Source organism: Zooshikella harenae (genome assembly GCF_018837975.1).
Taxonomy (GTDB): domain Bacteria; phylum Pseudomonadota; class Gammaproteobacteria; order Pseudomonadales; family Zooshikellaceae; genus Zooshikella; species Zooshikella harenae.
Window position 1 is genome coordinate 22,329 of sequence record NZ_JAGSOY010000036.1, and the last position, 12,345, is coordinate 34,673.

A 12,345-nucleotide genomic window follows, 5' to 3' on the forward strand; every position below is an offset into this window, starting at 1 on the left:
AAATTCGTTGCATACATATAAAACACAGCAAAAGATTGCCTTTGAGCTTAGGCCATGAATTCAAGACATAGGTGAAGAAAGTGATGAAAAATGATAGACCTAGTTGCCTACAAGCTCTTACTACGGAACTCACAGCTAATTTCGCTACAATAAAAACAGATATCCAACCCTCTAAACTTAGCATAGTCAGAATATGTTTAGAATTTGAATACTTTGAATGAACAATCTGAAATAAGCAATGAAGCTGCTTAGACACAGAGGTCAAGTAACTGAATATCGTTTGAGCAACACATTGCATGATCCACATAGTTGTAGCTGGCCTCTCTACCTTATCGGCCAGGAGTCATTAATATCAGGGATCACCTGAGTAGTTTATCTGACGACTGTCTTGGCCGCGAAACTTGATAGCTCAAAGAACCGGTGCGCAACGGCGCTCAGCTTTGAAGTAGTGAGTGTGCGCTTTTGCAAGTGGTGTCTGATATACCTATCAATGTTGTATATAGAATCAAATAAGTTTGATTAATTTTTACACCATTTGTTGCGTTACTTTTAGGATAAGTTTGGCAATGAAATATGGATTGTATATCACTTAGTATCGTTTAATGCTCACAGATCAAAACTGAATATTATGTATGTAGTTTAACGAAAAGATCCCATCAAAAACTGACACAGATCAAGTTTGGCTGAAGTAACTCGATATAGTAGTTGTTATTTAATAAAAAAAAAGGAATACCCTATTAATTCCTCATTCCCTATAAAACAGCCAAACTTAAACAAATAATCATGCTAGCTGTTTTACAACAATTGAACCCGCTGAATAGCCTGCACCAAATGAGCAAATTACCCCAATATCCTCCACCACTAAGTCTTGGCGGTGAAGATGAAAACAAATTATTGAACCTGCTGAGCTGGTATTCGCATATTCATCAAGTATCACAGGAGCCTCATCTATCGCAGGCTCACGTCCCAAAATACGACGCGCAATTAATTGATTCATATTCAAATTTGCTTGGTGCAACCATAAGCGACGAATCTGTTGCTCACTAATACCAAGGTGCTGTAGGTGATTGATCACCAAGTTTGACACCATAGGGCAAACATCTTTAAAGACTTTTCGCCCCTGCTGCATAAACAGCTTATCAGCAGTATCAGTGTCTGATTCAACACAACGATTAAGAAAGCCAAAATTATTGCGAATATTATTCGAAAACTGGGTAACTAATCGCTCGCCCATTATCATGAGTGGGCGTGATGTAATCGCATCAGCTCGATTTTCTAACACAACAGCAGTGCATGCATCACCAAAAATAAAGTGACTATCACGATCTCTAAAATTCAAGTGAGCTGAACATATTTCTGGACTCACAACCAGCATACACTTTGCTGAGCCTGATCGAATTGCATTCGCCGCTGCCTGAATACCAAAGGTGGCAGAGGAACAAGCAACATTCATATCATAAGCAAAACCCTGAACGCCCAATGCATTTTGCAGTTCAACCGCCATAGCAGGGTAAGCTCGCTGCATATTTGAACAGGCAACGATCACACCATCCACGTCTTGAGCATTTCGGTCAGCATCTTCCAACGCCTGACGAACAGCCAGTAATGCCATTTCCGCCTGAATGGACAAGCTATCATCAGTACGATCAGGCAGTTGAGGATACATCCTAGCTATATCTAAAATTCCCTTTTTATCCAAAACATGTCGCCGTTTGATACCTGAGGCTTTAACTATAAAGTCAGCGCTTGATGGCTGCAGAGGCTCTTTATCCCCCATTTCAATAGCCACACTATGTAGTTCATTATAATGACTGACATAAGCATTAAATGATGCCACAAGTTCTTCATTTGTAATCACATCATCAGGGCTATAAAGCCCTGTTCCAGTTATGACAACTTCGGTCACATTTGCCTCGCTTGTTGTTATTCTAGGTGTGAATCTGTACAGCGCTATGGTTGCAACACCAGTTCCCACTGCTTACGCAAACGTTTTGCTGAAATGGGTACACTTGTTTTTAATGACTGAGCAAATAGAGAGACTCGATACTCCTCTAAAAGCCAGCGATAAAGCTGAAGATGAGGACACTCTAGGGATGCCCCCTGCAATGCTGAAGCTCGTTGTTGGTATGTTTCCCAAAGTTGAGTTAACTCCTCGGTATAAGCATTATCTCGGGGAATTTGTCCTCCCAACTTATCAAGCCGCTGTAATATAGCATCAAGATAGCGCGGATAATGCTTCAACCAACATAAAGGTACATCCCTTAGGCATCCACGATATATCAGTTGCTGTAGCTGAAATTTAATATCGGCTAATGAACGTGCAACAGCCAAGGAAATCCGCCCTTTAAGCTGTTTATTGATGGAATGATAACGAGAAAAAACCTCTACCAATAAGGATGTTATTTCACTCACTAATGGGGCTAAATCAGCTCTTAGCTTTTCAATAAATGCCTGAAATTCAGCTTCATTTCGGGGAGGCTCTACTTGCGCCTCAAGCAAAATAGTATTGGCTGCCAACCAAATAATATCCTCCTCTAGTAAAGACTTGGGATAAACACTCACCCCCCACAGTGCTACCTGCTTTAACTGTGGCATTTGTGTTCGCAGAAACTTCAACTGTTGCGTCGGCAGCGTTAACAAAGCCAGCCGTGTTACACCACGGTGATGTTCAGCTTTGGCTTTATCCTCAGTCGCAAATACTTTAATCGCTACACTATTATTTTCATCAACTAAAGCAGGATACCCTCGAATCACTAATCCCTGCTGCTGCTGAGTAATTTCCTCGGGTAAATAATCAAAATTCCACTGCGTTATCCCGTCACGCTCCAAGCCGTGATCTGACAGTTGTTTCAATGATGCTTCTGCCTGATCGGCAAATTGTTGGAGCAGTACCTGAAAATCACGACCTTGGCCTAAGCAGCGACCATGTTCATCAACGACACGAATATTCATTTGTAAGTGAACTGGTAGTTTAACTTGTTGCCACTCTTCCTCAGATATTCTTATACCAGTCATTTTTCGTAGCTGCCCTCCCAACTTTTCTGTGAGAGGGGTATCATCAGGTGAAAGCGCTTCCAATGCGGCATTCACAAAGTCAGGGACAGGAACGAAGTTTTTACGAACAGCCTTCGGTAAACCACGAATTAATGCCGTACACTTTTCTTCAATTAACCCAGGAACCAACCATTGCAGCCGATTACGTGGCAACTGTGGTAAAGCCGCGACAGGCACTTGTAATGTCACCCCGTCATCATCAGCTGTTGGATCAAAGTGATAACTCAGCGGATAATGCACCCCCTGCCAAACAAACTGATCAGGATATTGCTCAGCTGTAATATGCTCAGCCTGATGGCGCATTAAATACGCTTGAGTAAGCAGCAAATAATCTGGGTCTTTTTTCTCCTGTGCTTTTCGCCACCGCTCAAAACTTCGAGCATCAGCAATATCTTGAGGAACACGCTCATCATAAAACTGATACAGTACTTCCTCATCCACTAAAATATCCCGTCGTCGGGCTTTAGCTTCTAAATTTTCAACTGCATCAATTTGTAACTGGTTATATTCAAAAAAATCACCTGCCGTAGAAAAGTTGCCTTCAACCAAAGCACCACGAATAAAAAGCTGACGGGCCACTACAGGATCAATTTTTCGATAGTCTATTTTGCGGCGAGGTACCACAATTAGGCCATAAAGGGTTACCTGCTCAAATGCAACCACTTGCCCTCGACGCTTTTCCCAGTGCGGTTCAAAATAATGGTGTTTTAATAAATGCTGTGCTGATTTTTCAATCCATTCTGGTTCAATTTTCGCTAATATTCGTCCATAAAGCTTGGAGGTTTCAACCAACTCTGCCGACATCACCCACTTCGGCTGCCGTTTAAATAAGGCTGATCCAGGGAACAAATAAAACTTTTTATTGCGGGCTCCCTGATATTCACCCTGCTCTAATTTAGTACCAATATTACCCAATAATCCAGGTACCAAAGCCTGGTGAACCGCTGCATATTCTGCCGGTTCCTGATTTACCTTTAAACCTAACTGCCGACACGCTAACATCAATTGATGATGTAAATCCCGCCACTCCCGCATGCGTAAATACGATAAAAAGTGCTGCTTACAATATTTCCGTAACTGGTTTTGGCTGAGTTCCTGACGCTGAGCTTCGTAAGCATCCCATAATTGAACAAAGCTTAAAAAGTCGGAGTCATCATGTTTAAACTGGGCATGCTGCTGGTCAGCAGCTTGTTGTTTTTCCGTAGGTCGCTCTCGGGGATCTTGAATACTCAACGCACTGGCGATAATCAATACTTCACGTAATGCTTGTTGTTCTGCTCCTGCAACCAACATTCGCCCCATCCTCGGATCAACAGGTAGTTGTGCCAGTTGTCGACCTAGTGGGGTCAACCGCTGCTGATTATCGATTGCCAGTAATTCCTGTAGCAGCTTGAGTCCATCATTAATTAAACGACTATCTGGAGGATCAACAAAAGGAAACTCTGTAATCTCACCAAGCCGCATTTGTAGCATTTTTAAAATGACGGAGGCGAGATTGGTTCGTTGAATTTCTGGTTCGGTAAATTCAGGACGCCCTAAAAAGTCCTCTTCACTGTATAAGCGGAAACATATCCCTTCTTCCACCCGGCCACACCGACCTTTTCGCTGGTTAGCACTCGCCTGGGAAATAGCCTCAATTGGAAGTCGTTGTACTTTGGAGCGATAACTGTAACGACTGACACGTGCTGTACCAGGATCAATAACATAACGAATACCTGGCACAGTAATTGACGTTTCTGCCACATTGGTGGCTAACACAACCCTTCTACCACGATGAGGCTGGAAAGCACGTTGCTGTTCTGCAGCGGTTAAACGAGCATAAAGTGGCAACACTTCTGTGTCTCGAAAAGCTGCTTGGCGGAGCGCCTTTGCCGTATCACGTATTTCACGCTCACCACTTAAAAATACCAGCACATCTCCCAGTCGGGTACTCTGCCTCTGACGCTCCAACTGCTCTATTTCTCTTAATGCACTGATAATACCTTGCAACTGATTTTCATCAGTATCACGTTTACCATCACTGCTTTCTTCTTCATTATCTAATAAAGGTCGATAATGAAGTGTTACTGGATAAGCACGGCCTGATACTTCAATAATGGGGGCCTGATTAAAGTGCTGAGAAAACCGTTCCACATCGATGGTTGCAGAAGTAATAATCAGTTTTAACTCAGGCCGCTTTGGTAATAACCACTTCAAATAGCCCAATAAAAAATCAATATTTAAACTACGTTCGTGGGCTTCATCAATAATCAGTGTGTCGTATTGATTAAGAAAGCGATCCTGTTGAATTTCTGCTAACAAAATACCATCTGTCATCAACTTAATATGCGTTTTATCACTGACCTGATCGGTAAAACGTACCTGATAACCAACTGCTTCACCGACTTGCGTCTGTAGTTCTTCAGCAATTCGTGACGCAACAGAGCGCGCAGCTAAACGTCGAGGCTGTGTATGGCCAATCATGCCTAAAACACCCTGCCCAGCCTCAAGACAAATTTTAGGTAACTGTGTTGTTTTTCCTGACCCTGTTTCCCCCGCAACCACTATAACTTGATGCTGTTTAAAGGCCGCTAAAATCTCAGCTCTTTTTTGAGCAATAGGCAATTGCTCATTAAAAGTTAGTTTCGGACAATTTGCCTGTCTTAATTGAGCCAGTTCTGTTGATGTAACAATTTGCTCTTGTAATGCCGCTAATGCTGCATTAGGTATTTTTTTCCCGCGATAAGTCTTACTTAAATGGTTTAGTCGTTTTTTTAAACGAAAGCGATCTTTCAACATCGCTTGTGTAATCTGTTCTTTAAGCACTGCAAATGTAATCACTGCCACTCACTGCCTTAGCTATCAACTGTATTTACTTTTTTCATATCGTTTATTCCTTCACAACTTTAAAAGAGGAAGGGCATAGATAAATACACCTTTTATTCTCACTTTTTCACTCTGTTTTAAATCCTTACTAGGGCCTGAGTGATCCAAACCGAACTGTAATTCTAAATAAAAACTTCTTAATTAAAGAATAGAATGGTTAATGGGCGCAGAGAATAAACTATTTACAGTATATTTTCACGTTTAATGAAAACCTTATTGTACTCAATGCACACGACTTTTAAGGAAGGAATCATCAAATAAGAGCAGAATGAAAGCGCTGACTGTAATAGCCAGCCCTTATTTCATTATTTTAGCTTGCAGAAAGACGCTAACTTGCTTTTTTCAGCTTACCTAACTCTTCGTCTCGTAGTTGTCTCCGTAAAATTTTTCCAACATTGGTGGTCGGTAATTCTTCACGAAACTCAATAAGACGAGGAATTTTATAGCCAGTCACATGTTCCCGAAAAAATTGAACAATATCTTCTTTCTGTAATTGCGGGTTTTTAGTTACCACAAACGCTTTAATTGCTTCACCTGTTTTTTCATTGGGTACGCCTATCACCGCACATTGCATCACATCAGGGTGTTTCGCCAATACATCTTCTAATTCATTGGGGTACACATTAAAACCTGACACAACAATCATGTCTTTTTTACGATCAACTATTTTTAAATAGCCCTCAGTTGTAAATGTTGCTATATCACCTGTTTTTAGCCAGCCTTCTTCAGTCAGTGATTCCATGGTTGCTTCTGGACGTTGCCAGTAGCCCTTCATGACTTGCGGACCACGCACCCACAGTTCACCCGCATCTCCAGGTTGATACACTTCACCACTGTCCCCCATCAGTTTAACCTCTGTACTAGGTACGGGCACACCAATGGTCCCAATCTTCGGTCGTTGTATTGGGTTAACACAGACAATGGGCGATGTTTCGGTCATGCCATAGCCTTCACAAATGGCACAACCTGTAATACTTTGCCAACGCTTGGCTGTATCCAGCTGTAAAGCCATCCCTCCAGAAAGCGTTAAACGCAAATTGCTAAAATCTAACTGCTGAAACCGCTCATTATTCATTAACCCAACAAATAATGTATTTAATCCAACAAACACTGAAAACTTAATTGAAGACAACTCTTTTACAAAACGAGGTAAATCTCTTGGATTGGTAATCAATACATTATGCTGTCCAGTAAACATACCCACCATGCAGTGAAAGGTAAAAGCATAAATATGATAAAGTGGCAGTGGTGCAATAATTGTTTCCTGAGCCATGGCTAAGTCTTTACCCATCATCGATTTTGCCTGCAGCATATTAGCAATGATATTTCGATGGGTCAGCATCGCCCCTTTTGCAACGCCTGTGGTACCCCCAGTGTACTGAAGTACTGCCACATCATCGGCTTGAACAGCTACAGGACGAAAAGTGTAACGAGAGCCATCAGACAGTGCATGCCTAAAAGCAATCGCCTCAGGTAAATGGTAAGAAGGCACTAGTTTTTTAACATGCTTAACAACAGCATTGATTACTGTCCGTTTAACAAACGGTAGCATGTCACCAATTTGGGTCACAATTACATGCTTAATGGCAGTTTTTGGAACTACTTTTTCCGCTAAACTTGCCATATTAGCTAACACGACCAAAGCTTTAGCACCAGAGTCTTTAAACTGATGCTCCATTTCCCGTTCGGTATATAAGGGATTAGTGTTCACCACAATAAGGCCTGCCCGCAATGCCCCAAAGACAGCAATAGGAAACTGGATTAAATTGGGCATCTGAATGGCTATACGGTCACCTGGTTGTAAGTCCGTTTTATTCTGTAAAAAAGCTGCAAATTGACCACTAAGTTGATACAGCTCGCCATAAGTTATTGTACACCCATAATTAGTAAATGCCGGTTTATCCGCAAACTGGCGACAACACGTATCCATTACTTCAAGAATTGACTGATATTTGTCTACAGCAATAGTACGTGCCACACCTGCCGGGTAAAACTCGGCCCAATTGGGTTGGTTCATGCTGTGTAAACTCCTAAGTGCGCTATACCCATCGCAGTGGGTATTTTTTCAGCTCTGACTGTTTTGATTATGTTTTTTTTATGCTTAGTACAAGGAGAAGCATTGATAGCAAACGTCGTAACAACATCCGAGTTTAATTTCAGCCAGGGTTAATAACCCCAGGACCAGTGTACGTTATTTTTATGCTCCTTCGATAAAGTCACATACTACTGATTCAGCCACTAAAACATCTGAATAAGTAAACAGTTGGTAACACGTTAATTACGCCTGCTAATGCTAACCCTTTTCATTTTTATTATGCTTGGTGCATAGTATTTTCTCGCTATGATAAAGTAAACCCTTCACCAGCCAGCATCAGTGCGTCAAAAAGACAACATCTGCGGCCTGTTTATTAAAATGACTATGTTTCATATGGATTAGCTGTATGCTAATCACATAGCACAATATGCACCATTTATTTCACTACGGTAGCGGCAGGTAATACCATCCAGGTCATATGACATAAGCTGTCTGACAAGAAAGCTATGCCTACTTACCATGACAAGTAACAAATACAAACATAACAAGGATTACTGATTATTTATGGAAACCCGCTTTGCTTCCCAAGCTCAATCAGATCAAACCCAGTTACACGGTCATCAATGGCAACCCGTTAAAACCACAGCACAGCTCCTTATTGTTCATGGTATGACTGAGCATTCGCAACGCTATCAATCTTTTGCGCAGTATCTTAATCAACAAGGTATTGGTGTAACCAGTTGGGATTTGCGTGCACATGGGCAAACAGGCAAAGCCATGCAACGTTTAGGGTTGGCAGAAACAAATCAGTGGTCACTCATGTTGAGTGATATCCAGCAGTTAGTGACAGAAACAAGTGTGAAGTATCCAGAACAGCCCCTGTTTCTGATGGGGCATAGTATGGGCTCCTTCCTTTGTTTACACTTTTTGCAAACCTATCATCCACCACTGGCAGGCTGCATCCTTTCTGGCTCAAATTATCAGTCACCTTGGCTCTATCAAATAGCCAAAGCATTTGCAGCACTGGAGTGTAAACGTCAAGGACAAAACGCTTGTAGCGTTTTTTTAGACTTTTTATTTTTTGGCCGGTTTAACCGGCATTTTAAACCTAATCGTACTGATTTTGACTGGCTTTCTCGCGATACCCGACAGGTTGATCTTTATTGTCAAGATCCTCTCTGTGGTTTTAAAGTCAGTAACCAGTTTTGGTATAACATGCTGTCGGCCTTAACCAAACTAAGCAGCCACGACAGCTTTAATAACCTACCGACGTCATTGCCTTTCTATATTTTGGGTGGTGATCAAGATCCTTTGAGTTTACCTAATGGGTTGCATAAGTTGAGCCGTCAGCTAAGATTTGCAGGTGTTCACGACGTAACCACCACTATCTACCCTGGTGGTCGTCATGAAATGCTTAATGAAATCAATCAGCAAGAAGTCTGGCAAGCACTTTACCAGTGGTTAGCTCAACATACGCAACCACTTGCCAATGTCGCTTGATTTTAAATATTAATAATGCTTTTCAACTCACCATTAATTTTGACGAAAAAACATGACAACGCTTCATAGTATTCCATTCAATGTCCTCACCCTCGGTCAACAAGCTACTTTCAGTAAAACCCTGACAGAACAAGATATAGTACTTTTTGCCCATACATCAGGTGATATAAACCCCGTCCATTTAGACAAAGGTTACGCAGAAACAACGCCATTTAAACAATGTATTGCTCATGGCATGTGGTCTGCGGGACTAATATCTGCGGCCATAGCAACTAAACTACCAGGCCCAGGCAGCATTTACCTTGGTCAAAGCTTACGCTTTGCCCGCCCAGTATTTGTGGGTGATACCTTGAACGTCACACTCACCGTTAAAGAAAAGCATGAACGTAAACGGCGTGTAATAATAGGCTGTAGCGTAACAAACCAGGCTGGCAAAGAAGTTGTGTCTGGAGAAGCTGAGGTGATGGCACCAGAAACAGCTGCTACTCACCCTGCACCTCATCTACCAGATATATCTTTGACAACATCTAAGTAAACCACTAGCGTCGTAAATATTTCATTGCTCCCTCTAACCCTTGTAGCGTTAGAGGGTACATTTGTTCTTTTACCAATTGTTGAATCATGAGGGTTGAAGGCGTATATGACCAATGGGTTTCCAGATAAGGATTAAGCCAAACAACTTTTGAGTAAGTTTGCATAACGCGCTGCATCCACACAGAACCAGGCTCTTCGTTCCAGTGCTCAACACTGCCTCCAGGATAACTAATTTCATAAGGTGACATCGTCGCATCGCCCACAAAAATCACCTTATAGTCTTCGCCATAACGATGCAAAATATCCCAGATTGGAATACGCTCACTTTGTCGTCGTAAGTTATCCTGCCAAACAAACTCATAAATAAAATTATGAAAATAAAAAAATGCTAAGTGTTTAAACTCACTGCGAGCTGCAGTAAACAATTCTTCACACACGTGCACATGGGCATCCATCGTGCCCCCAATATCCATAAAGAGCAAAACCTTAACTGCATTGTGTCGCTCAGGTTTCATACGAACATCCAATAAGCCCGCATTTTTAGCCGTAGCACTAATCGTATCATCCAAGTCTAACTGTTCTGAAGCCCCTGTACGCGCAAACCTACGCAAATGTCGTAGGGCTAATTTAACATTGCGTGTACCAACTTCCACATCCCCATCTAAATTACGAAACTGGCGCTGATCCCATACTTTTACTGCACGTTGTTGGCGTGACTCATGTTGGCCCATCCTGATACCTTCAGGGTTGTAACCATAAGCCCCAAATGGCGATGTCCCCCCTGTACCTATCCAACGGTTTCCACCCTGATGTCGTGATTGCTGCTCTTGTAAGCGCTTTTTGAATGTTTCAAGTAATTTATCCAGACCACCTAATGCGGCTATTTGCTGTTTTTCCTCAGGTGTAAGCTGTCGTATAAATTCCTTACGTAACCAATCTTCTGGAATGAGCGTTGCCAGAACATCATCCAATGCAGCAATACCTGAAAAAAATTGACTAAATGCCTGATCATAACGATCAAAAAAACGCTCGTCTTTAATTAAACATGTCCGTGCCAAATAATAAAAATCATCTATATTTGCAAACACTAGCTGCGTTTCCAGTGCTGTGAGCAAATCCAATAACTCACGAATTGAAACAGGAATTTGTGCTGACTTTAAAGTTAAAAAAAAACGAACCAGCATGTTTACCTCCCCATTATTTACGACGCCGTGCCATAAATGCTAAACGCTCCAACAAATGTAAATCCTGTTCATTTTTTACTAACGCGCCGTATAATGGAGGTACAGCTTTTGAAGTGTCTTTTTCTCTCAATACTGATAGCGGTACATCATCCGCAAGTAATAATTTAATCCAATCGATTAATTCAGATGTAGAGGGTTTTTTCTTTAATCCAGGCACATTACGAATATCAAAAAATATTTCTAATGCTTCCTTCACTAATTTAGGCGCAATTTCAGGAAAGTGAACCGCAATAATATCACGCATGGTAGTTTCATCAGGAAATTGAATATAGTGGAAAAAACAACGCCTTAAAAACGCATCAGGTAATTCTTTTTCATTATTACTGGTGATAATGACAATAGGCCGCTGCTGAGCTTTAATCAATTGCTGGGTCTCGTAGACATAAAATTCCATGCGATCCAGTTCCAACAATAAATCATTTGGAAACTCAATATCCGCTTTATCAATCTCATCAATCAGTAAGACAGCTTGTTGCTCATGCGTAAAAGCCTGCCATAATTTACCTGGCACAATATAATTACTGATATCATGCACCTTCTCGTCCCCCAACTGAGAATCCCTTAACCGAGAAACTGCGTCATATTCATACAGCCCTTGTTGAGCTTTGCTTGTTGACTTGATATGCCATTGAAGCAACGGTAATTCCAGGTGCTTGGCGACCTGCTCAGCAAGCAATGTTTTGCCTGTGCCAGGTTCACCTTTAATCAATAATGGACGAGCCAACTTAATGGCAGCATTCACTGCCATTTTCAGCTCAGGGCTTGCAATATACTCAGACGTACTGGTAAAGGGTTGATAGGCATCATGTGATTTATTTAGTGTCATTGCTTCCTCCTTTTAGCTTATCCCTTTTGCTAAGGGTTCATCAAACTAGCCTCGCTAAACGACTAACGACTCACCAATGCACAGGCTTATGATTCCAACGATACCCATAACGAAGGGTTTTTAGGGGCAGCCGTCAAGGACTGGGGTGGCAGTTAAATGCTCCTGCATAAACTGCATTCACACCATCCTTGGTGTTCAAGAACGCCGACAACAAACCCTAAAATGATTCATGAAGGGTATATGTTACACTGCAACTAACGGGTGATTACAAGCATATTCCGCAAAAA

Annotated in this window: 7 protein-coding genes; 2 read left to right on the top strand and 5 right to left on the bottom strand. The window is 41.7% G+C overall.

Going from position 1 to position 12,345, the window contains the following annotated elements; genetic code table 11:
- Positions 1–781: 781 nt before the first annotated feature.
- The 3 genes from KCG35_RS14965 to KCG35_RS14975 all read right to left on the bottom strand — a co-directional run bounded on the left by KCG35_RS14965 (position 782) and on the right by KCG35_RS14975 (position 7,936).
- Positions 782–1,906, bottom strand: a complete 1,125-nt coding sequence (locus KCG35_RS14965; protein WP_215820589.1) for a beta-ketoacyl-ACP synthase III — start codon at positions 1,904–1,906, stop codon at positions 782–784.
- Between the two features lie 44 nt (positions 1,907–1,950).
- On the bottom strand, positions 1,951–5,880 hold the full coding sequence (gene hrpA, locus KCG35_RS14970; RefSeq protein ID WP_309227396.1) for an ATP-dependent RNA helicase HrpA: 3,930 nt from the start codon (positions 5,878–5,880) through the stop codon (positions 1,951–1,953).
- 367 nt (positions 5,881–6,247) lie between these two features.
- On the bottom strand, positions 6,248–7,936 hold the full coding sequence (locus KCG35_RS14975) for an AMP-binding protein (RefSeq protein WP_215820590.1): 1,689 nt from the start codon (positions 7,934–7,936) through the stop codon (positions 6,248–6,250).
- 582 nt (positions 7,937–8,518) lie between these two features.
- Between KCG35_RS14975 and KCG35_RS14980 the strand changes: the two genes are divergently transcribed.
- Positions 8,519–9,454 carry an alpha/beta hydrolase gene (locus tag KCG35_RS14980; RefSeq protein ID WP_215820591.1) on the top strand — a complete coding sequence of 312 codons (936 nt, stop codon included), beginning with the start codon at positions 8,519–8,521 and terminating at the stop codon, positions 9,452–9,454.
- A gap of 52 nt (positions 9,455–9,506) precedes the next feature.
- A complete protein-coding gene (locus tag KCG35_RS14985; protein WP_215820592.1) occupies positions 9,507–9,989 on the top strand; it encodes a MaoC family dehydratase in 483 nt (160 codons plus the stop codon).
- Positions 9,990–9,993: 4 nt separating this feature from the next.
- On the opposite strand, the gene KCG35_RS14990 is transcribed toward KCG35_RS14985, so the two are convergent.
- Complete coding sequence (locus KCG35_RS14990; protein WP_215820593.1) at positions 9,994–11,172, bottom strand: vWA domain-containing protein; 1,179 nt, start codon at positions 11,170–11,172, stop codon at positions 9,994–9,996.
- Between the two features lie 13 nt (positions 11,173–11,185).
- Positions 11,186–12,058, bottom strand: coding sequence for an AAA family ATPase (locus KCG35_RS14995; protein WP_215820594.1), 873 nt, complete (start codon positions 12,056–12,058; stop codon positions 11,186–11,188).
- Between the last annotated feature and the right edge of the window lie 287 nt (positions 12,059–12,345).